Genomic DNA, 21000 nt, shown 5'->3' with positions numbered 1-21000 from the left:
AGGTTGTGATACTACTGTATTCGCACAACCCCGGGATTATAATCCCGCGTCGTCAAAGCCCCGATTGTACTCGCCGGTCACGGTTTAAACCAGATGTTTTTGAACTGCACCCAATCCAGCGTATCCAGCGAAATCCCTTTGACGGATTCGTGGTAGATCGTTTTCAGCCGTTTGAAATATAAAAAATGAAGCACCTGCTTGGCGGTCAAATGTGCTTCAATCGCCTGCAGCAGAGCCGAACGGCGGCCGGATGAAGGCTCGCGCAGCGCCTCCTCGATCCGTGCGGAGACCTGGGCTTTGACCGCGGGCTCCAAATGGCGCTGCATGCTTTTGTACAAATCGATGAGCCGCAGCTCCGCATCGTTGTCGAGCATGATGGAGAACAGCAGCAGATCGGCGTGCAGCCGCTGCTCACTCTTGAACTCCTCCACGGACAGCAGCTTGAGCTCCACGGCAAAGCCGGCTTCTTGCAGTAGCGCCTGCACATGCAGCGCATCCGGCTCATAGTGCGTGATCGTGCACAGCGTCAGCCGCTGGCCGTCATAGGCGGAGCGCTTGAGCAGCGCGCGGATGCGGGCGGTCTCGTGGGCAAGCGGTTCCGCTTCATGCGCCGTGCTTCCGTGCCCGTGGCCGATGAAGCTGTCGGCCGTATAGATGGCGTCGCCGCCGATCCGCGCAAGCAGCTTGCGGCGGTTCAAGGCGGCGCATACCGCGCCCCGCAGCGCAGGGTCGCTGAGCGGCCCTTGCTTCAGCAGGTTGAAGGTCAGGAACCGGCACGTCGCCCCCGGCTGCTGCACCTGCTGCCATGTTTCCGAAGCTTCGTCGGGCAGACGATAGTTGTGGATAATCTGAAAGCTTTCCAGCGTCCGCTCGCTGCCCTGCACCTGCATGTCGGGAATATGCCACAGCTCCACGCGGTCGAGGTGCGCCCGCCCTTGGAAATAAGCGGGGAAAGCGTCGAGCACGCACATGGACGCATCCAGATGCGTCAGCTTGAACGGGCCGGTGCCGACGGGAGCGAGCGCGAACCGGTCTCCCAGCTCCTCGCACAGCTCGGCCGGGACGATGGAGGCGCGGTTCGTTCCGACATATTGAAGCAGCAGCTCGCAAGGCTCGGACAGCCGGATGCTGACCGTGATCGGGTCCACCGCTTCCACGGTGTCTATTTGCCGGTGTACCCAGCTGTACAGCGCGCCGGCCGCCAGCCGCTCGAGCCTCTCGAACGTGTACTTGACGTCGGCGGCGGTTAACTCTCTTCCGTGGTGAAACTGGATGCCTTTACGCAGATGGAACGTCCAGACCGTCCGCGTTTCATTTACCTCCCAAGCGTGAGCGATATGCGGCTCGATCGTTTGGGTCAGCCGGTTGTAGCGCACAAGTGGATCGAACAGCTGGTGCACGAGGTGCGCTTCCGTTCGGAAATTGGTCGTGGCGGGATCAAGCGACAGAAGCGACTGGGTGAGCGGAAAGCGCAGCGTATCGAAGCGCTTGCTGCCCTGCATTTCGCTGCTGTAGCCGAAATAGCCGGTCAGCCAGCGGTGAAAGCTGTCCCTGAGCGAGCCCTCAGGCGAAGAGACGTTCAGCTGCTCCAGCGCGCCCCGCAAATCTTTGCGCTCGACAAGATCTTGCGCGATCGAGAGTATGAGATCCTCGGCAGGTTTGTAGAACGTCAAGGCGGACTTTTGGCCGCGCCCGCGCTTCGGCAGCCAATCGAGCCAGGCTTCGCTTTGCATTTTTTTGAGCAGCAGCACGACATTGCGGTGCGTGCAGCCGAGAACGGCCGCCAACTCGTCGAGATGGACGAGGTGCGGCTGCTGCTCGGCGATATGCGGGTACTGTTCGCGAAGGCGGATATAGTGGTTCGCCAGCTTCATAAGACAACCTCCGGGGTTTCTGATAAAATATGAAATTTACATTTCAAAATTTACTCTTTTTATTCGTGTTTTTCAAGTTACAATTAACGTGGATGGGCAATTCGACAAAATTATAGCGAAATGGAAAATAGTTCAATTACGAGGAGGAATTCGGATGTACTGTCCTTCATGGTCCGATCAAGAGCAAATTCGAGGGGTAAAGCAGCTTCCGCTTACGGTCGCCTGGGGCGATCAACTGCTGTCGGAGGCCGAAGCGGCCGTGAACGCGGCGCATACCGACGAGGAATTGCGGAGAGCGGTTTTCGCGCTGGCCCGGCTCGCCTACGGTCGCATTCACGGAAAGGACCTGCTCGACCTATTGCAAGTCGATGACGAAGACATTTTACGAGACCTCGCGGGGGATATCGATCCTATATACCAAGCAAGTCCTTACGAATTGCGGCAATGGGCTAACCGGTGGAGCCGGCAAATCCGGCAAAGCAAGCATGAGGCTGCCATTCTGCAATAAGCTTAGAGGAGGCTCAGGAAGCTCATGAAGACGGAATCCGTTCCGGTCCGGAACGAAGGAAAGCTGCTGCTTGCCGCACTTGGCTGCGCAGTCGTCCATCACTATTTGTTTTATGGAAAAACGTGGGGCGTCTCGTTTCCGCTCTTCGTGATATTATTTTACGTTTATTATTACTGGGCTGTCCGGGAGAAACGGGAGCTTCGGCTGGAGCCGTCCATGGCGTTGGCCGTTCCCGTGCTCCTGCTGTCCTTTACTTACGTGGCGCATTCGAACCTGCTTCTGCTCGTTTTTAACGCTTTGGCGGTGCCGCTGCTGATTGTGGCGCACACGACATGGCATATGACGGAGGAGCGGCCGAAGACGCCGTTCATCCTCCGCTTGCTCGATCAGGTGTTCGTTCAAACACTCAGGTACGTGCCGCAACCGATCGTCATCGCCTTTCGGGCCTTATCGTTCAAAATGAAAGCAGGCCGCTCCCAAGAGCTGATGAAGGTGCTGATCGGTCTGATCGTTTCAATCCCGCTGCTTCTCGCGGTCGTTGCCTTGCTGGCTTCTGCCGATTCCGTGTTCGACCGCACGCTGGCCCGGCTTCCCGAGCTGGCAGGCGACCTCAAGCTCGGTTTGACGCTGTTTCGCGCCTTATGGATCGCCTGCATCGCGACGGGACTGTTCGCTTACGTACGAGGCTTGCTTCAACCGAAGCGTTGGCCGCCCCGGGCCGTGGAGGAAGATTTCGCCGCCGGCATGGAGCCTCCGGCAACTGCTCCGGCAGCGGCTCCGGCGACCGTTCCAGGGGCAGGCGTCGCGCCATCGGCGGTGCCGCGCCTTGATGCGACCGTTGCAGCCACCGTCCTGGTTGTGTTGAACGTCGTGTACCTGCTGTTTGCGTTCGTGCAGTTTTCGTACTTCTTCGGAGGCGGAGCCGCCGAGCTGCCAGAAGGCATTACTTATGCGTCCTATGCGCGAAAAGGCTTTGCCGAGCTGGTTGTCGTTACACTCATCAATTTGACCGTTCTGATGATCATGCTGTACGGCGTGAAGCGTCCGGGTCCCGCCGCCTGGCGGTTTCTCCGCGCGCTGCTCGGGGTGCTCGTCGGCTGCACAGGCATTATGCTGAGCTCCGCCTACTTGCGCCTCTCGATGTACGAGGAGGCCTACGGTTATACCGTAGCCCGGCTGCTCGTGCACGCGTTCATGATCTTTCTGCTTGCGCTGTTCATACTGGCTCTCGTCAAGCTGTGGCGGGAGCGGCTGCCGCTGCTTCGCTGCTATGCGGCCGTCACCGTGACGGCGTACGTCATCGTCAATTACTTCGGCATCGACGCGGCGGTGGCGCGGGGCAATATTCAGCGCTACGAGGCGACAGGCCGGCTCGACGCCGCCTATTTGGGCAGCCTGGGCTACGAGGTCGTTCCGCTGCTGCTGGATCTGAAACGGGAGCATCCGGACGCCGAAGGGGTAGACGAAGCGCTTCAGAGCTTCCGAAGCCGCATCAAGAGCGGGAAGCCAGCCTCATGGACGGAATTCAACTGGTCCGAATGGAGAGCTGCGAAAGTGTTGGAGGAACAATAAGTGCTCAGGCTCCCGAGGCATCGAATTATTTTTCGACCAGGCAAAAGGAAAGTAAGTACGCTTGTCGAAATTTACACCTATGACGCAGATAACCAACAAAAACGCCCTCAAAGTGAGTGCCGTTATTTTATTGTTCCTGTCCGTTCTCTTTGGTCTTCGCTGGCTTTGGTTTCTGGCCTATGGCTCTCCGGAACATCCCCGCGCGGTTCAAGGCGTGCTGGATCTGCGGGGCTGGAATCTGGAGCATTCCCGCGCCCTGATGCTGGACGGCGAGTGGGAATTTTACCCCTGTGCCTTCCTTTCCCATGAAGACCTGAGGAATCCGTCCGCGGGCCGTCCGAATGTCGTCCAAGTTCCCGGAGATTGGAGCAAAGACATGCCGAAAGGCTCGGATTCGTCGTTCGGCTACGGGACGTACCGGCTTCGCATCCTGGTCGATCAGCCGTTAAGCCAGCCTTACGGCTTCTGGATTCAGGAGATCATGGCTTCGTCCGTTATCGAAATTAACGGCCGGATTGAAGCCGAAATTGGCCGGCCTGCAGAGAACGCGGAGGCGTACGAACCGAGAAAAGTGTCCTATACCGCAACGTATGAGCAGGGCGATGTGAAAGAAATCGAACTGCTCGTACGTACAGCCAATTATGAAAGCCCGGTGAACGGAGGTATTCTAAAGCCGATTCGTTTCGGCTCACAGGCAGCCATTGACTACGAACGCTGGTATTCCATCGGGTTTCAGCTTGTGACCTTCATCGTGCTGCTGCTGCACGGCTTGTACGCCATCATCTTGTATTTGTTCAACCCGCGGCATAAGGTGCTTCTTATCTTTTTCCTGCTGCTTGCGGTCGCGGGTATTTCTGTCGTTTCCGATAACGATAACCTGCTGATGATCTGGCTGCCGCTTAATTTCGCTTGGGGTTTGAAAATCAGGCTGCTATCCTACTTGTGGCTGCCCTTCTTTATGGTGCTTCTGGCCAGAAACTTTGACGGCCATGCCTCCGGTACCCGATGGTTTCGCGCTTATGGCGCCTTGCTAGGGTTCTACTCGGTGTTCGTGCTTGTCGCCTCCCCGCCTCTCATTTACGAATCGATGTACGTAAAAGTGTTTTCTTTGCTTTATTTGGCTCCCGTAGTCTGGTTTTTGTATTTGCTCGGCCGCAAGGTGGCCAGAAACGATCAAGACGCCTTATTCCTGCTGTTTGCCGCGATAAGCATCGGATCCAGCATCGCTTGGGGATATACCGCAGCGGTGAGTGTCTACTATCCTGTCGACATTATCGCCGCCATTATTTGCTTCTCGGCCTACTGGTTCAAGCGGTTTTTCCGCAATGCCGAGGAGAACGCCAAGCTGAACGAGCAATTGCGAGCGTCCGACAAGCTGAAGGACCAGTTCCTTGCGAATACGTCGCATGAGCTGAGAACGCCGCTGCACGGCATTTTGAATATCGCCCGGACCGTTGCGGCGAAAGAGAAGCATGCCATGGACCGCGCCAGCTTCGAAAACATGGAGCTGTTGATCACGATCAGCCGCCGGATGTCGCAGCTGCTCGACGACCTGCTCGATGTGGCCCAGCTCCAGGATAAGCGCATCGTGCTGCAGAAGGAGCCGCTGCACATTCAAGCCGTCGCCTCCGGCGTCGCCGGAATGCTGCGGTTTATCACCGATTCCAAGCCTGTTCAGCTCAAAATTGAGATTGCGGATACGGTGCCGCCGGTATGGGCGGATGAAAAGAGGCTTGTGCAAATTTTGTTCAATCTGGTACATAATGCCCTGAAATACACCGACGAAGGAACGGTGGTCATTTCCGCCGAAAAGAGCGGAGAGCAGGTAGTCGTTCGGGTCTCCGACAGCGGCATCGGCATGGATGAGGAGACGCAGGCGCGCATCTTTTTGCCGTATGAGCAAGGGCCTCATGGAAAAAGCGGCAGCGGGGGAATCGGCCTTGGCCTAAGCATCTGCAAGCAGCTGGTGGAATTGCACGGCGGCGAGCTGACGGTCCGCTCTGAACCGGGGCAAGGCTCTGTATTCGGATTTTCGTTTCCGATAGCCGTGTCATCGGGCTTTCCGCCGGAGCGCGCTCCGCTACGACAGACTGTTGTTGAGGAGCAAGCGGCGAGCGGCTTGAGCCTGTCAGGGGACCTGAGCGGCGTGTGGCCCGACTTCCCGTCTGCAGCGCCTTCCTTTAGCGGGGACAAAATGAACATTCTCGCGGTCGATGACGATCCGGTCAACCTGAAGGTGCTCGTCGGCATCCTCTCTATGGAGCCATACCATGTCAGGACCGCTTCGTCGGGCCGGGAAGCGCTGGAATTGCTCGACACCGAGTCCTGGGACTTGCTGATTGCCGACGTCATGATGCCGCATATGTCCGGCTACGAGCTGACACGGCGGGTGAGGGCTCATTATTCCATTTCGGAGCTGCCGGTGCTGCTGCTGACCGCCCGAAGCCAGCCTGCTGACATTTACACCGGATTTTTGTCCGGGGCCAACGATTACGTGACCAAGCCGGTCGATGCGCTTGAGCTGAAGTACCGCATCTGGTCATTAACGACGCTGAAGCAATCCGTCAACGAACGGCTGCGCATGGAAGCCGCTTATTTGCAGGCGCAGATCCATCCTCATTTTCTGTTCAATACACTGAACTCGATTATCGTGCTGAGCGACATTGATACAGACAAAATGCGCGATTTAATCGACGCCTTTGCGTCGTATTTACGGATCAGCTTCGATTTTTTGAATTCGGGCAGACTGGTGGAGCTTTCCCATGAGCTGGAGCTTGTTAAAGCCTTCCTTTACATCGAGCAGGAACGGTTTGGCGACCGGTTATCCGTCGTGTGGGAGGTGGAGCCCGATATGGATTTGATGCTTCCGCCGCTGACGATCCAGCCCCTTGTCGAAAATGCGCTCAAGCACGGCCTCCTTCGTCAAGGGAAGGGCGGTATGGTCATGATCCGGATTGTCCGCCGCGAGGGCTCTGTACTTATTGAAATCAAGGATAACGGCATCGGAATGGAGCAAGCATGGGCCGATCAGCTGCTGAATCTGACGACGAAAAGCCAAGGCGGAATCGGGCTGTCCAATACGAACCGGCGGCTGAAGCAGCGGTATGGGAGAGGCTTATCTATCCATAGCAAGCCCGGCGAAGGCATGACGGTATCGTTCGCGATCCCGGAAAAAAAGCGGCAAAAGACCTAAAATAGACAAATAGTCTCTTTATCCCGGGCCTATTTTCTGAGAAAATAGAGGTTGGAAAATAGTAGGTCAAGTCGGTATTTTCATAGATCGTGACATCATGGCCCCGCTTCGGAAGACCGGCCTTGCCTCTGACAACCCGGAGGGAGAACAATCCAAATGAACAAGAAGATCACCGCATCGATTATCGGCCTTTCCCTGCTGCTCTCGGCGAGCGCAGGCGTGTACGCCGGAGCGAACCTTCAAGAAATTAAAGCCTACCTGAACGGCGACCTGAAAGTGAAGGTCAACGGCCAGCCGGTACAGCTGAACGACGAGCAGGGCAATGCCATCCTGCCGATTACCTACGAAGGCAACACGTACCTGCCGGTACGAGCCGTAGCCGGCGCTTTGAAAGTAGCCGTCGACTACGACAAGGAAACAAGCACCGTCCTGCTTGGCGAAAAAACCGAGGGCGTGGCGATCAAAACGCAGAAGTTCTCCGATGCGGACTACTCGAAGGATAAAAAGCATACGACCTATGCGAACAAAGATTATCAGGAAGTCCTGTACGATGTGCGGGATGCGCTCCGTTCGGGCTCGTTTATGCTGTTCCCGGATAAAAAGTATCAAAAACTGGTTTTGCAGATCGGCGCGGTCGGCGCGGATATTCCGAAGATCAAGATCGAGGACAGCCAAACCAAAGCGCTGCTGAAAGAAGAATCGGTTGCCGTAAAAGACGGTATGAAAACGATCGAAGTCGACATCAGCGGGGTAAAAGAGCTGTTCATTTACTTCGAAAAGCTGAATTCGGATGCCGGCTATGTCGTTCCGTTAACGACGTCGTACTATAAATAAGGCTTATTTTTTTCCCGAACCCCGGGTCGCGATTGCGATTCGGGGTTTTTTCATGCTTACCGCCGTCCGGCTTTATAAATTTCTTAGAATTGGTCGCTATGATAAGAGCAAGCCGGTCATCCGGCAGAACGATCGGATTGACGAAAGGAGCCTTATCATGAAACCAACTTCAGCCAACGAACGAATCGTTCTTCTCGATATCGTCCGGGGGATCGCCATTCTCGGCATCCTGTTGGTCAATATGACCTTTTACAGCAGCTCGCTGCAGGCGATTCAAATGCAGATCGAGCAGTGGCCCGGGGTTTGGGACCAAGCGGTGAAGATGCTGGAAAGAATTTTTGTCGACGGAAAATTTATGGCCATGTTTTCCTTCCTGTTCGGGTACGGGATGATGCTGTTTAAGGAACGGGCGGAGCAGAAAGGGAACCGGTTCGGCCGGCTGTATGCCAGAAGGCTGCTCGCGCTTCTTGTCTTTGGGTTGATCCACGGAATCCTGATCTGGTTCGGGGACATTCTGGTGCATTACGCGCTGCTCGGATTTATTTTGCTCTTGTTCCACAAACGTCGGCCCAGGACGCTGCTGATCTGGGCCATCGGCCTCCTGCTGCTGATTCCGGCCGTCTTGGTTGCGACGGGAGCACCGGCTACGCCCAAGCTCTCGCCGGAAATGACCGCACGCGTACAAAAGATGATCGCACACGATCAACTGGTCTACGGCAGCGGCACGTTTGCCGAAATTAGCAAGCAGCGGCTCGGAGACTGGATCATGAGCTTTTTTAACCAGATTACGTTTTATCCGCAGATTCTCGGTCTGTTCCTGCTCGGTGCTTATTTTGCCAAACGCCGCGTGTTTCACGACATTCCGGGTCATGCCGGTTTGCTGCGCCAGCTGTGCTGGTGGGCGGGGGGCTTCGGGCTGATCACGAATATCGCGGCGGTCCTGCTGCCGGATCAAGCCGCCTTCGCTGGGGCGAAAACCTTGTTTATCTTGCTTGGGGTGCTGCTGGGCTCGCCGCTGCTCGGTTTGGGTTACATCGCTTTGGTCGCTTTATGGTTCACGCGGTCTCCGCAGCATAGCCCGTTGTTGCTCTTCGCTCCAGTCGGCCGGATGGCGTTTACCAATTATATCCTGCAGTCGGTCGTTTGTACGCTGCTCTTTTACGGATATGGCCTGGGTTGGTACGGAAAGGTCGGGCCCGCAGTAGGCTTGCTGCTGGCATTGGCCGTGTTTGGGGCGCAGATGGTGTGGAGCCGCTTATGGTTCAGGCGGTTCTCGATCGGACCGCTCGAATGGCTCTGGAGAGGGTTCACGTATTGGAACAATCCTTCGGCTTTGGCGACGAAATCCGCAAGATAACGAAAAGAGATGGCTCCGTTTAGGCGGAGGCCATCTCTTTTAGCGTGACGCAAATTCGTGCGCCGCCTTCCGGGCGGTTGAACGCGGCGACATGACCGCCATGCTTCTCCGCCAGTTTCTTCACAATATACAGTCCGAGTCCCGCGTGGCCTTTTTCTTCGGAGCGGGACGGATCCCCCTGGTAAAATTGCTCGAACAGATGCGCGAGGTCGTTCACGCTGAAGCCCCGTCCCGTATCCTGCACCTCGAAGTGCAGCCGTCCGTCCCGATAGCCGACCTGCCAATGGATTTCGCCGCCCTCCGGGGTGAAGCGGAGACTGTTGGCCATCAGGTTGTCCATGATTTGCTCCAGCCGGAGGAAATCGATGCGCAGCGGTTGAGCGGGCGGCAAGCCGTCGGTGTCCAGGAGCAGGGCAACTTGCTTGCTCTCGCACAGCAGCTTGTAGTCATCGCGTTTACGCTCGAAGAACGGAAGAGGCTCGAAGGCGACGGGAGATAGCGTGAAATCCGGACGTTCGATATCCGATATCGTCGTCAGCTCGTCCAGCAGTCGGGCCGCCCGTTCCGTATTTCCCTGGATCGTCCGCAAATAGCGGGGGAGCCGGTCCGGGCGCTGTTCCGCCCCTTCCAGCAGATTGTCCACGTGCCCCTGAATGATCGTCAGCGGTGTGCGCAGGTCGTGCGTGATCGCGGCCACCATGTCGCGGCGCTGCTGCTCCATCTTCCATTGAGCCGTGAGCGAATCGTGCAGCGCGCGCCGCATTTCCTCGAAAGCGGAGGCCAATTCGGCCAATTCCTTGGAGCCGCCGACATCCGCTAACGTAAAATCCAAATCGCCCTGCTGAATCCGGCGGGCTCCGTCGGTCAATCGGCTGACCGGAGGCTTCAGCCGGGTTCCGAGCCTTCGGGCGAACAGAAATGTGAACAGCATAATAAAGACGAACGGAGCGGCCAAATTCGTAACGATGAGCAAAAACGTAGCCATCGGCTGGTCCGCGTTGCTCGTAACCAGACTTAAATCGTAGCGCAGAACGAATGCACCGGTGAGCCCGCCTTGGGCATCCGTTACGGGATAGTACAGCACGATCTTCCCGTTGACGCGCTCGTTCGTGTTCAGCTTCGACACCAGCTCTTCCTTGGAAGAAATGTAGCTTTTATCCATCGTGCCGTACAGGAATTTGCCTTGGGCATCGAGGACCTGATATTGAATGCCGGCCACAGGGATACGCTCCTCCAGAGCGGTCCGGGCGGCGGGCGTCAAGAGCGCTTCCTTTTGTCCGAGGGCGTAGCCGGTAATTTCGGGAATTCGCTTTTCGTAATAGTTGGCCGGGCGAACGGTCTTCTCGTTCGTAAAAATATAATAAGTGCTAGCGCCCCAGACGGCGATGGAGCAGGCGAAGCTCAGGAGCAGCACGAGCAGAAAGGCGACGCCGAATTGACTGCGGAACGTCAGCTTGCTCATGATGCGCCGGCTCCCATTTTATAGCCGACTCCCCAGACCGTGGCGATATACTCCGTATGCGGGTTCGCCTCCGCCAGCTTGGACCGAATCTTCTTGATGTGCTCGGTCACCGTGGCCGAATCGCCTTCCGCTTCAAGGCCCCAGACCTTCTCGTAGATGCGTTCCCTCGACAGCACCTGATTCGGGTGCATCATCAGCAGCTGCACGATCTCGAACTCCCGGGCGGTTAAAGGAATCGAACGGTTTCGGTAATGAAGCTGATAGGCGTCCAAATCCAGCATCAGCTCGCCGAAGTGCAGGATCGACCGGCTCGCCCGCGTCTCGCTGCGGCGCTCCCGGCGCAAATGAGCCTGCACGCGCGCTTTCAATTCCTTGATGCTGAACGGCTTCACCAAATAATCGTCTCCGCCGACCATCAGCCCTTGAATGCGGTCCGTTTCGCTTCCCCGCGCGCTCAGAAACAAAATCGGGCACGTCACAAGTGGGCGTATGGAGCGGCATACTTCCCAGCCGTCGAGTCCGGGCATCATCACGTCGAGTATGATCAGATCGGGCTGCTCCTTCAATAGCGCGAACACTTCCTCGCCGCCCGAAGCGGTCAGCACGGCGTAGCCTTCGTCTGTCAAAGCGTCCTCCATGAACGTCAGAATGTCTCGTTCGTCGTCCGCGATTAAGATTTTTTCCATGATTGTTGTCTCCTGTTCGTTGGCTTTCGTACGGTCAGGACCCGTATTTGTTCCTGTAATGCGCCAGCGCCAGCAGCGGCCAGATCAGGTTGTAGCTGTGATAGCGTACGTAAAAATCGCCGGGCAGCGCTGCTCCGGTAGGATACTTGGCCGGCCAAGAGGCGTCCCCGGCCTCCAGCATGTCCGCCAGCGCACGTGCCGCCCGGTTGATGGCGTCGGTTGGCGCCGGATGTACGGCAATCAGCGCATCGAGCGCCCAGGCGGTCTGCGAAGGCGTGCTGGCGCCCAACGGGATGTAGAGCTTGGCCCGGTCACTGCGGCACGATTCGCCGAAGCCGCCGTCCGGGTTTTGGATGCCGGCGAGCCATCGCACCGCATGCTGCAGCTCCGGTTGATCCGGCGGAACCCCGGCGGCCGCGAGCCCGGTTACGGCGGCCCATGTGCCGTAAATGTAGCAGATGCCCCAACGGCCGTACCAGGAGCCGTTCCGCTCCTGATGGTCAAGCAGCCACCGGACGGCGCGCCGGATGAACGGCTGTTCCTGGCGGAGTCCCGCCCAAGTGCCCAAATATTCCAGTGCGCGCCCGGTCAGGTCCGCGGCCGAAGCGTCAATAGCCGCTTCCGCGCCGTCGACGGGAAGGGCGGCGAGCAGAGGGGAATTTTTGTTCCGCTCGAAGGCCGGCCAGCCGCCGTCGTCGTTCTGCATCGACAGCACCCAATAGAGGCCGCGGCTTCTTGCTTCGCCATATCCGGCCTCGGGCCGTCCGGGACTTCGGCGCAGGGCCCGCAGCGCGGCGGTCGTATCGTCCACGTCCGGCACGATTGTATTGACGTCGGAGAACCCCCAGCCGCCGGGAACGGGGTTCGCGACATCGGCGCTCCAATCGCCGAGCTTCGTGTGCTGGCGCGAGAGGAGGTAGGCGTCCGCCCGGCGGATCGCCGGATGCGAGGCCGGCAGCCCCGCTTCCTGCAGCGCATGGCTAAGGAGGGCCGTATCCCAGACGGTGGAGGGCGAGTTTTGAATGTGAAGCTGCCCTTCGGGTTCGCAGGCGAGCGAGATCAGCGCTTGTACCGCACGTGTGATGACGGGATGCCGCTCGTCGTACCCAAGCGCCAGCAGCGCATACACCATCAGGAACGTACAGGACGCATAGCTGTACAGCGTCCCGTTAGGTTCGATCCGCTCAAGCATATAGCGCTCGGCATGCCGGAGCGCCAGCCGGCGGAGCTCCTGCGGCAGATAGGGCAGCTTATGCAGAGCGCGTTGAATGTCGTTCCACCATCCGGAGAGGCGCCGGTCTTCCCCGAGATCCATTCCCTCGGCATGCGCCGACCAGCGCCCGCGGGCCGGCAGCAGCTCGGACAAGTCGGGCGTCCCGGCCGTTTTGACCGTGAACTGCCGGACACCCAATATCGCAATGGGCGCCAAATGCATGCGTGCGTAACTGGAAAAGCGGTAAAAGCTCAGTGGGAACGACCGGGGAAGCAGCAGCAATTCAGGCGGAAAGGGGAAGGGCCGCGGCCAAGGATACTGACCGATGATAGCCAGCATCGCCTTGGTCAACAAGCCGCTGACGTTCCGCAGGCCGCCCTTGGATAAAATAAACCGTCTCGCCCGCGTCATCGCCTCGTCGGAAGCGGGCAGTCCGGCATACCGCAGCGCTGCGTAAGCCTCAACCGTCGCCGACAAATGCCCGTCCCCGTCGTCGTAAAACCATTTCCACGCGCCGTTCGCTTCCTGCTTCGCTAAAATCCGGTTTGTTAAACGCCATATAAGGTTCTCGTCCTTTACGTTTAACGAGCTTAATAACAGAATCAGATACGCGTCCGTCACGATCCCGTTTTCAAAGCAAAAACGCCACGTCCCGTCCTGCGATTGCCGCGTCAGCAGCATCTGCATCAAACGATCGGTGGCGGTTTCGACGTTCCGGTGGAGGCTGCTCATTCACATCACCCTTTCCCCAACATTGTATGGGGGCACCCGGCAAATCATGCGCGGGCTCGTGAGAGCGGGCGAGCGCGTGGGCCTCCGGCCCGGTATTTCGGCGGCGGTCAGGAGCCTGCGGTGATTTTCACGGCCGTATAGTCGCGAATCGTTTCGGGGATGTACCGCAAGGAAGACAGCGTGAAATAAGCGCCCGCAGGCTCAACGTCCACTTCGACCTGATTGTAGGCCCACTCCAGCTCCGCAGGCATGAAAATGGCGTGAATACCCGCCTTGAGCGCCGGGATAATATCGGTGCGAAGCGAATTGCCGATCATCCAGGTGTTGTTCCGGTCGAATCCGTTCGCGCGGATGAGTCCGTCGAGGTATTCGGCGTTTTTATGGCGCGTGACATAGATCCGGTTGCCGAAGAACCGTTCCAGCTCCGCTTCTTTTACCTTGCGCATTTGCACCGTCGGGTCCCCTCCGGTGTACAAATGAAGCGTATGACCGTCCTCTTGCAGCATGCGGAGTGTTTCTTCCATATATGGATACGGCTCGATGCTATGACCGTAGACGGAAGCGCCGAGCTCGATCAGCCGTTTGACTTCCGCTTCATTTTTGGACCGGCCGGTCAAATCGGTGTAATATTCGTACGTATCGACGAACGATTGGGGGAAGTGGTCCGGCGCAAAGCCGCTGACAAGCACCCGCTCCAAATCGATTTCTGATTGTTTTTTCTTGATTTCCCCGATGGACAGATGGTAGCCGTGAAACCACGCTTCCATTTGGTCCGCGAATTGGTCGATCACCATATCGAAAAATTTGTTGCAATACAGAAGCGTATCGTCCATATCAAACAGTATTGTTTGCTGCGTAGTTGTCATAGCGCTTTCTCCTACTCTCTCTAAGCTTTTTGTTGTTTTTTTGAATGCCTTGTTTTTGCAAAGGCCTGAAGGCCGTAGAGAAAAAAGGATCGCCGCGAGTTTTTTTCACGAATCCCATCTGCTTAAAATGGAATCCAAGGATTCGTGAAAAACGTGTCTGAGTGAAAGCGAGCCTTTTTTCTCGCAGGCCGGAAGCGGCCTGAACGAAGGCCATCAACCTCAACAACAAAAAGCTTTTCTCTTCATTATAGCACGGCTATGACAAGGGACGCATCCTCCTGCGGCGTTTGGCCCATCTCGCTCTGGCCTTGGAACACGGCCCCGGGCTCGATAATAAGCGTAGCGGCGCGGACGGTGCCGACCAAACGGCCCGTCGGGGTGATGCGGACGATACCCTCCGCCTCGACGCGTCCGTCCAGCTTTCCGGCGATGACCACGTCGCGGGCGCGCAGATCGGTGGAGCGAACGATCCCTTTCGCTCCGATCGCCACCTCGCCTGCGGCTTGAAGCACACCTTGAAACTCGCCTTCGATGCGCACGTCGGCTTCCGAGCGGAACGCTCCTTCGAGGACGCTTCCCTCGCCGATCAGCGAGACGGAGCGCCCGGAACGCGAAGACCGGCTTCGCCAACCGTTCATTCGAAACATCACTTGTTCCTCTCCTTTTTTCGGTTATCGCTTGGCATATAGGGGGCAGGATCGGTGCTTTTGCCGCTAAGCAGCACCTCGTAGTGAAGGTGGGGGCCGGTGCTTCGGCCGGTTGTACCCAGTTGACCGATCGCCTGTCCTTTATCCACCTTATTGCCCCGGCCCACCTGTGTGCTGTTCAGATGCATGTACCACGTCCGCAGCCCTTTATCGTGCTCGATAACGACGTTGTGCCCATGCAGCTTGTCATAAGCGACCGAGTGCACGACGCCGCTTGCAACCGCATAGACCGGATCGCCCAGCTTACCCGCAATGTCAATGCCGCGATGGAAGCTGAGCTTTTTCGTAAACGGGTCTTTGCGGTAGCCGTAAGTGGAGGTAACGACTTTGGATAGCGTTGGCCATATATCGGGCGTGCGCTGCCGCCGCTCCTGCTTCTCCTGAAGCTGGCGCTTCGTTTGGCCGAGCCGGGAGGCAAGCTCCTTCATCTCGGCGTGCAGCGCCGTGTAACGGGCTCCCGTCGCCGCGGCGAGCTCGTGCGTCTGCCTCTCAGTGACGGGGAACGCTTCACCCCCCATCCCCCCTGCGCCGGCAGAAACGGCGGTGGATACCGGCGGTCCGCCGGCTTTCCGGCGCTCGACGCTGCCGGGAGCCAGCTTGTGCAAATCCTGCTCAAGCCGCTTCATCCGCTCCATTTGGCTCCGAACTTCTGAGGCTTGCTTCGAAAGCGCATAAATATCGTTTTGCAGCCGTTCGATGGCTGCGTTTTTCCGGTGTATATCTTGCTCCAGCTGCGCCGTCCGCCCTTTCATCTCCACCGATTTCAGCGAAACGGAAACGGTGGAATGCAGGCTGCGAATCGAGAGAATGCAGGTCGTCCCGAACAGTAGCAGCATAAGAGAGGCTGCGCACCATAGGGCGGCGCGGGACAGCTTGAGGCGAACCACGCTTCCGTTCGCTTCGGGAATGATGACGAACGTCAGCTTGCTTTGAAACCACGTGAACTTCATGACGGCTCCTTTCGGTAGATCAGCCTCGGTCCGAGGCGTTTATTCGGCAAGGCCGGTCAAGAAATGTCTGCCTTTCACATACACATACTTAATAGCAAAAGTTTGGTGTGTGATGGAGGGATTCGCTTGTCATTTTTACATACAACCCGCATGGACCTGCTGGAACGTCTGACGATTCATCTGAAGCGGGATATCGCTCTGCTGGCCGAAGGCTTCGACAGCGGAGCGGGCGTGCTGAATCAGGTCGGCAAACGGTTTATCCGGGTAGATGAGCGCTACTTCGTGCCCGCCTCTATGCAGGAAATCGTCCTTTTTGATGTCCGGAAGAAGGGGGCGGGCCCCCTCGTAAACGTCCAGACAGCGTATGCCGACACATTCGAGGCGGTTCTGCTCCGCACCGGGACCGATTTTGTCGAGCTGCTCGTAAACCGGGCTGGAGAAGAGGAGGAACTGATCATTCTCATCCCCTTGAGCCGGATCGTCTGGATCGAGCTTGCCCAGTCATGACGTCTGCGCCGAATTGGGGGAGCTCCTCGCTGCGAGGTCCTTGGCTTTCCGCATCTCCATGTGCGTGACGAACAGCAATAACGCCAGAACGATTGCATAGCCGAAGCCGGCCAGCTTGCCGACGATCGCATAGTTCCGGCTGAAGCTAAGGCCCGCGCCGACGAAAACAAATCCGAGGACGAGCAGCACGTTGCCGGCCCGCAGCCAGGTTCGTCCCGATATTGCGCCCAGACGCGCGCCAAACTGTTTCCCCGGGTGGCGATTTCCTCCTTTAGATGTTCCGTCCCGGTCATGTCCCTGACTTTTCCCCGAAGAAGATCTCTCCCCATGGTGCTCGGGGCTTCGTTTCGGGAATCTTCGCATGAGCAGGAGTATCGCCGCCAGCAGCGCCGGCTGATAGCTGAGCACTAACACGGGCGAACTGTAATTGCCGAAGCTGAATACCTCCGGCGTGCTCTTGAATGCGAGAATCGTGGTTAGCAGCAAAAACAGGCTGACCGGGGAATTGATAAGCGTGTAGTCCCTTTGCCTGATCAGGCTGGTGATCCCGATCAGGAAGGCGAGATAGATGAAGATTATCTTGTCGACGATAATCGGGAACCAGATGCTCAGAAAAAACAAATCCAACCGGTCCAAAAAGTCCGTAATTTGAATGTGCTGCACCAAGCTGTAATCCGGGTAAATCAGGTTGCCGGGAATGTTCGGCCCGAGGACGGCTACTTCCATAAGGAGGAGAAGCGACAGCAGCGCCGTAGCCATCAGCGAACCGTGCCGGAGGGCGGAGTGAATCTGTCTGGAATTCCAGATCATATGCAAAAACGCCCCCACAATGATGATATCCCCATACCAGCCGATACTGAGAAGGCCTGCGTATCCGAGCTGCTTAGGCGGAGTCGTCAGGATCGGCTGCAGTAAACGGAAGCTCATTTCGTTGGACAACAGGAACGGCAGCATTAACGTGAGCGCGAAGAAAACGGGAAAAAACAAGTCGTTGACCCGGGAAATCACTTCGGCACTGGTTCGGCCGTAAAACATAAGCATGACGACGAGGAGCAGAACGAGCATTTCCTCGGGGGTATTCGGGAGAAGAAGCGTGCCGATAAATTTGCCCAACATCCGCAGATCGCGTACCAGAATGAACCATAGATGGATCAGCAGCACCATGTTCGCGAGCATGCCGAACCAGCGGCCAAACAAAATAAAGTTGATCTCGAAAAGATGCTTTCCCGGAAGCCGCATACTGAGCTGTGTAAACACATATGCGATGAAAAGGATATAAACGGTGGGCAGCAAATAGACGAACCAGGTATCCATATGCGCGACCCGGATCAGATCATGCTGAATGCTAAGCAGCCCGCCGCTGATCAGCAGCGATCCGACCTGCCAGGAGAGCTGTCTTTGGTTAATAACTTGCGTGTTGACAGGCATGTGTTCACCCGCTTTCCTCCATCGCTTCGTTTATTGAGGATGGATAATTGAGAAGACCCACGGCGATACCCGCTCGATGAAAAAACGTGTCGGCATCGGGGGCTGATAGCCCGACGCCACGCAGAGAAAGAGACCCAGTGTCACAAGCGTAATAAATGTGTACAGCCGTGCCGTTGCCTTCGGCTGCCTCGCCCAATGCTTCAAGTTCAAAAATAAATGAAACGCCATCAGCACCATAAACCATACGAGAAACTGGGAGTTCATCGGGTACGCTCCGCTTTCGTTACGTTTTCGTAGATCAGGCCTGTTTCCGTAAGCACGCTTTTTACCTGTATGCGGAAATCGGCATCCTTCATCCCGGCCGGCCATCGCGAAGCGAACTTCTTCTCCCAGAGCCTCGGATGCTCCCGCCACAAGTACGATCCGAATTGCGCGGAATCGGTACGGTTGGCGATCATTTTGCGGATCGCTTTACGCATCGCTTGTTCGATGTAACGGTTCATCGCTTCCTCCACCTTTTGGACCTTGCCAGTTTGGCTGAGGTCGTACATGCCCAAGACTTCGGTTGCTTTGGCCTTGGCTTCCGTGCGGATGTCAAACCGGAGCTTCCCGCTTGCCGTATGGGCCCGAATCTGGCTTTTCGAATCGAAAATACTCAGCGTAATCGTATACCGGTCTTCGATTTTTACAGTAGCGGTTGCTTGTACAGGCATGCTTCTTAGCCAGGCGAGCCCGCTTGCCTCCGCATTCTCAAATACGCCGGTCATTTTGTCTTCGCGAAATTGTGCATAGCCGAGGAATTCGATTTCCTTCGATTTCTTCGTGTTCTTGGAGTTTTTTTTCGATTCCTTTACACCCATGTAGACCGTTACGGCATCGCTGCCGGGGCTGCTGAGCGAGAGGGCGACTTCCTTCATGTTGATAGGGATGACGTTCCGGGCCTTCACAAGCTCCCGGATCGCTTCCGACGGGAAACGCTCGAACTGCGGCGTTGCTTGCAGCAGCTTGTAAGCTTTTCCTTTGGTGACGACCATATAAAGCGTCATCCGGGTTTCCGGAGAGCGGGGCGTCGTATCGAAGAGGTTCCGGATTCCCTGTTTGGCAAAGTCCTCGCCGATCAACAAGGTTCTGCGGTGCGCGAAAAACATGCGGCGGGACATCCGCCGCTGCAGCCGGGCCTGCGCCTCCCGAAACGTGGTGCCGACTTCGGAATCAATGTAGTAGCTTTTCGTTCCGGCCGTTCCGCCTCCGCCCCCGGAGGCTCCACCCATACTGCCAGGGAGCGGCAGCAGCACGCTGTACCGGATCTTGCCGTCTTGCTCCACATCCACCGCGGTCGTCAAAATAAAGGCAGTGTCGTTGATTTCCACCCGGTCCCAGCACCCGGTTAGGCAGAGCAGGGAGAGCAGAACAAGGGATAGGCGGGTCCGGCACGATTTCATTCCACAGGCTCCTTTCCTTCCTCTATCGCATGGTCGATGGTTTTGCCCCGCTGGCCGGATTGCTCCGTTATTTCCTTCGGCAGCGTATCGTCTAACCTCTTGCTATCCTGCAGGGGCATAAAGGAAGGACGTTTTCCCATCGCCCACCAAGGCGAGCGGAAGAGAATATCCTTCAGGTCGCCGGAAGATAGCGGTCCGATCGGCGATAAGTAAGGAATGCCGAAGGAGCGGAGATTGGCCAGATGCCCCATGATCAGCATGATCATAACCAAGATGCCGTACATCCCGAACAGTGAAGCGGCGATCAGGATCGGAAAACGCAGCATTCGTATCGCGATCGCTCCGTTAAACCGCGGGATCGTGAACGAGGCAATCCCGGTAAGCGATACGACGATCACCATCGGCGCCGATACGATGCCTGCCTGCACCGCCGACTGTCCGACAACGAGTGCGCCCAGAATACTGACCGCCGATCCGATCGCTTTAGGCAGCCGGATGCCCGCTTCCCTCAGCGCCTCGAAGGTCACTTCCATGATCAGCGCTTCGACGACGGCCGGGAACGGGATCGCTTCCCGGGCGGCGGCGACCGACAGCAGCAGAGACGTAGGGAGCAGGTCCTGATGGTAGGTTGTAATAGCGACGTATAAGGCCGGCGTCAGCAAGGACAGGATCATAAACGTATACCGCAGCCAACGGATCAGTGTAGCAATCTGGTACCGCTCGTAGTAATCCTCGCTGGCCTGCATAATTTCGGCGAAGACGAACGGTACGATCAGCGTAAACGGCGTCCCGTCTATCAGAATGCCGACGCGCCCTTGGAGCAGGGCGGCCGCGACGACATCAGGCCGTTCGGTATATTGAAGCTGCGGAAAGGGCGAATACGTCGAATCTTGTATGAGCTCTTCGATATAGCCCGATTCCAGTACGGCGTCGATTTTTATTTTTTCGAGACGTTTGACCACTTCATGGACGACGCTCGGGTCGGCCAGATCGTCCAGATAGGTAACGACAACATTGGTGTTGCTTTCCCGGCCGAGGATCATCGGCTTCATTTTTAAATGCGGCGTTTTCAGCTTGCGGCGGATCATGGACGTGTTGGTCCGGATATTTTCCACGAAGCCCTCGCGGGGGCCGCGTACGACCGACTCGGTATCGGGCTCGTTGATGGATCTTTTTTCCGCTCCCCTCATGCCGAGCAGCAGTGCCTTGTTATTATGCTCGACGATCAGCCCCGTGTCGCCGCCGAGTACGGAAAGCAGCATATCCGCATAATTGTCCGCCTTCTGAATCTGAGAGACGGGCAGCGTCATATCGGAGATGTTGTCGATCAAATCCTCTCCGCCTTCCAGAATCATCAGCGACTTCATCGTTTCGTTCACCAGCTCCGTCTTGGCCATGCCGTCGACAAAAAACAAAATCGCCGGCAAGCTTTGCTCGATGCGGAACTCGCGAATGACGAAATCGGAGCAGTCCTTGAACAGCTCCTCCAAATAGCTTTTGTTGTCTTCGATGCTCATAAAGACAGGGACGGAGCGCAGCTCGTCGATAAAACGGTATTCCGCTTTCCGCAGCGGGTGATCCGGGGCGTCCTGTCCTTTTTTCTTGCGGTTTTTTGGGTGGATCATGACACTCCTTCCTGCTCGCGGCATCTTATCCAAGCATTGCCGAG

The 21000-nt window shown here is 57.0% G+C and carries 18 protein-coding genes; 6 read left to right on the top strand and 12 right to left on the bottom strand.

Annotation, left to right across the window (positions count from 1 at the left end; all coding sequences use genetic code 11):
- Window positions 1-77: 77 nt before the first annotated feature.
- Window positions 78-1874, bottom strand: coding sequence for an ABC transporter substrate-binding protein (locus QMG93_RS00175; RefSeq protein WP_281932893.1), 1797 nt, complete (start codon window positions 1872-1874; stop codon window positions 78-80).
- Window positions 1875-2028: 154 nt separating this feature from the next.
- Between QMG93_RS00175 and QMG93_RS00170 the strand changes: the two genes are divergently transcribed.
- The 5 genes from QMG93_RS00170 (at window position 2029) to QMG93_RS00150 (ending at window position 9338) form a co-directional block, all read left to right on the top strand.
- Window positions 2029-2382: a hypothetical protein gene (locus QMG93_RS00170; RefSeq protein ID WP_281932891.1), complete on the top strand. Its 354-nt coding sequence runs from the start codon at window positions 2029-2031 to the stop codon at window positions 2380-2382.
- A gap of 24 nt (window positions 2383-2406) precedes the next feature.
- Complete coding sequence (locus QMG93_RS00165; protein WP_281932890.1) at window positions 2407-3954, top strand: DUF4153 domain-containing protein; 1548 nt, start codon at window positions 2407-2409, stop codon at window positions 3952-3954.
- 79 nt (window positions 3955-4033) lie between these two features.
- A complete protein-coding gene (locus tag QMG93_RS00160; protein ID WP_281933260.1) occupies window positions 4034-7147 on the top strand; it encodes an ATP-binding protein in 3114 nt (1037 codons plus the stop codon).
- A gap of 156 nt (window positions 7148-7303) precedes the next feature.
- Window positions 7304-7981, top strand: a complete 678-nt coding sequence (locus tag QMG93_RS00155) for a stalk domain-containing protein (protein WP_281932889.1) — start codon at window positions 7304-7306, stop codon at window positions 7979-7981.
- A 157-nt stretch (window positions 7982-8138) separates the two neighbouring features.
- Window positions 8139-9338, top strand: a complete 1200-nt coding sequence (locus QMG93_RS00150) for a DUF418 domain-containing protein (protein ID WP_281932888.1) — start codon at window positions 8139-8141, stop codon at window positions 9336-9338.
- A gap of 19 nt (window positions 9339-9357) precedes the next feature.
- Here the strand turns inward: QMG93_RS00150 and QMG93_RS00145 are convergent, their stop codons facing one another.
- The 7 genes from QMG93_RS00145 to QMG93_RS00115 form a co-directional block, all read right to left on the bottom strand.
- On the bottom strand, window positions 9358-10800 hold the full coding sequence (locus tag QMG93_RS00145) for a sensor histidine kinase (RefSeq protein WP_281932887.1): 1443 nt from the start codon (window positions 10798-10800) through the stop codon (window positions 9358-9360).
- Window positions 10797-11486 carry a response regulator transcription factor gene (locus QMG93_RS00140; protein WP_281932886.1) on the bottom strand — a complete coding sequence of 230 codons (690 nt, stop codon included), beginning with the start codon at window positions 11484-11486 and terminating at the stop codon, window positions 10797-10799. The genes QMG93_RS00145 and QMG93_RS00140 overlap by 4 nt, the downstream gene beginning before the upstream one ends.
- 34 nt (window positions 11487-11520) lie before the next feature.
- Window positions 11521-13431: a squalene--hopene cyclase gene (gene shc, locus QMG93_RS00135; protein WP_281932885.1), complete on the bottom strand. Its 1911-nt coding sequence runs from the start codon at window positions 13429-13431 to the stop codon at window positions 11521-11523.
- Window positions 13432-13538: 107 nt separating this feature from the next.
- A complete protein-coding gene (locus QMG93_RS00130; RefSeq protein WP_281932884.1) occupies window positions 13539-14297 on the bottom strand; it encodes an HAD family hydrolase in 759 nt (252 codons plus the stop codon).
- Window positions 14266-14526 (bottom strand): hypothetical protein, encoded by a 261-nt coding sequence (locus QMG93_RS00125; RefSeq protein WP_281932883.1) that lies wholly within the window; start codon window positions 14524-14526, stop codon window positions 14266-14268. Before QMG93_RS00125 ends, QMG93_RS00130 begins: the two co-directional genes overlap by 32 nt.
- A gap of 16 nt (window positions 14527-14542) precedes the next feature.
- Window positions 14543-14944, bottom strand: coding sequence for a bactofilin family protein (locus QMG93_RS00120; protein WP_281933259.1), 402 nt, complete (start codon window positions 14942-14944; stop codon window positions 14543-14545).
- Complete coding sequence (locus tag QMG93_RS00115; RefSeq protein ID WP_281932882.1) at window positions 14944-15954, bottom strand: M23 family metallopeptidase; 1011 nt, start codon at window positions 15952-15954, stop codon at window positions 14944-14946. Before QMG93_RS00115 ends, QMG93_RS00120 begins: the two co-directional genes overlap by 1 nt.
- Before the next feature lie 126 nt (window positions 15955-16080).
- Here QMG93_RS00115 and QMG93_RS00110 point away from each other — a divergent pair, with 126 nt between their 5' ends.
- Window positions 16081-16461, top strand: a complete 381-nt coding sequence (locus QMG93_RS00110) for a hypothetical protein (protein WP_281932881.1) — start codon at window positions 16081-16083, stop codon at window positions 16459-16461.
- On the opposite strand, the gene QMG93_RS00105 is transcribed toward QMG93_RS00110, so the two are convergent.
- The 4 genes from QMG93_RS00105 to QMG93_RS00090 are packed head-to-tail and all read right to left on the bottom strand — an operon-like array spanning window position 16456 to window position 20956.
- The gene (locus tag QMG93_RS00105; protein WP_281932880.1) at window positions 16456-17889 is read right to left on the bottom strand and encodes a GerAB/ArcD/ProY family transporter; all 1434 of its coding nucleotides are present in this window, start codon (window positions 17887-17889) and stop codon (window positions 16456-16458) included. The genes QMG93_RS00110 and QMG93_RS00105 overlap by 6 nt on opposite strands.
- Window positions 17890-17919: 30 nt before the next feature.
- Complete coding sequence (locus QMG93_RS00100; RefSeq protein WP_036693716.1) at window positions 17920-18153, bottom strand: hypothetical protein; 234 nt, start codon at window positions 18151-18153, stop codon at window positions 17920-17922.
- The gene (locus tag QMG93_RS00095) at window positions 18150-19331 is read right to left on the bottom strand and encodes a Ger(x)C family spore germination protein (protein ID WP_281932879.1); all 1182 of its coding nucleotides are present in this window, start codon (window positions 19329-19331) and stop codon (window positions 18150-18152) included. The genes QMG93_RS00100 and QMG93_RS00095 overlap by 4 nt, the downstream gene beginning before the upstream one ends.
- Window positions 19328-20956 carry a spore germination protein gene (locus QMG93_RS00090; RefSeq protein WP_413789244.1) on the bottom strand — a complete coding sequence of 543 codons (1629 nt, stop codon included), beginning with the start codon at window positions 20954-20956 and terminating at the stop codon, window positions 19328-19330. Before QMG93_RS00090 ends, QMG93_RS00095 begins: the two co-directional genes overlap by 4 nt.
- Window positions 20957-21000: the final 44 nt, after the last annotated feature.

Source organism: Paenibacillus tyrphae (assembly GCF_027925525.1).
GTDB classification, from domain to species: Bacteria; Bacillota; Bacilli; order Paenibacillales; family NBRC-103111; genus Paenibacillus_G; species Paenibacillus_G tyrfis_B.
This window is presented reverse-complemented; position numbering and strand designations above follow the sequence as displayed.

Excerpts from the sequence above, each read along its gene's own strand:
- QMG93_RS00165 (WP_281932890.1), top strand. The coding sequence starts at position 2,407 with ATGAAGACGGAATCCGTTCCGGTCCGGAACGAAGGAAAGCTGCTGCTT.
- QMG93_RS00100 (WP_036693716.1), bottom strand. The coding sequence starts at position 18,153 with ATGAACTCCCAGTTTCTCGTATGGTTTATGGTGCTGATGGCGTTTCAT.
- shc (WP_281932885.1), bottom strand. The coding sequence starts at position 13,431 with ATGAGCAGCCTCCACCGGAACGTCGAAACCGCCACCGATCGTTTGATG.
- QMG93_RS00090 (WP_413789244.1), bottom strand. The coding sequence starts at position 20,956 with ATGATCCACCCAAAAAACCGCAAGAAAAAAGGACAGGACGCCCCGGAT.
- QMG93_RS00155 (WP_281932889.1), top strand. The coding sequence starts at position 7,304 with ATGAACAAGAAGATCACCGCATCGATTATCGGCCTTTCCCTGCTGCTC.
- QMG93_RS00145 (WP_281932887.1), bottom strand. The coding sequence starts at position 10,800 with ATGAGCAAGCTGACGTTCCGCAGTCAATTCGGCGTCGCCTTTCTGCTC.
- QMG93_RS00120 (WP_281933259.1), bottom strand. The coding sequence starts at position 14,944 with ATGTTTCGAATGAACGGTTGGCGAAGCCGGTCTTCGCGTTCCGGGCGC.
- QMG93_RS00175 (WP_281932893.1), bottom strand. The coding sequence starts at position 1,874 with ATGAAGCTGGCGAACCACTATATCCGCCTTCGCGAACAGTACCCGCAT.
- QMG93_RS00105 (WP_281932880.1), bottom strand. The coding sequence starts at position 17,889 with ATGCCTGTCAACACGCAAGTTATTAACCAAAGACAGCTCTCCTGGCAG.
- QMG93_RS00130 (WP_281932884.1), bottom strand. The coding sequence starts at position 14,297 with ATGACAACTACGCAGCAAACAATACTGTTTGATATGGACGATACGCTT.
- QMG93_RS00095 (WP_281932879.1), bottom strand. The coding sequence starts at position 19,331 with ATGAAATCGTGCCGGACCCGCCTATCCCTTGTTCTGCTCTCCCTGCTC.
- QMG93_RS00150 (WP_281932888.1), top strand. The coding sequence starts at position 8,139 with ATGAAACCAACTTCAGCCAACGAACGAATCGTTCTTCTCGATATCGTC.
- QMG93_RS00160 (WP_281933260.1), top strand. The coding sequence starts at position 4,034 with ATGACGCAGATAACCAACAAAAACGCCCTCAAAGTGAGTGCCGTTATT.
- QMG93_RS00140 (WP_281932886.1), bottom strand. The coding sequence starts at position 11,486 with ATGGAAAAAATCTTAATCGCGGACGACGAACGAGACATTCTGACGTTC.
- QMG93_RS00170 (WP_281932891.1), top strand. The coding sequence starts at position 2,029 with ATGTACTGTCCTTCATGGTCCGATCAAGAGCAAATTCGAGGGGTAAAG.
- QMG93_RS00115 (WP_281932882.1), bottom strand. The coding sequence starts at position 15,954 with ATGAAGTTCACGTGGTTTCAAAGCAAGCTGACGTTCGTCATCATTCCC.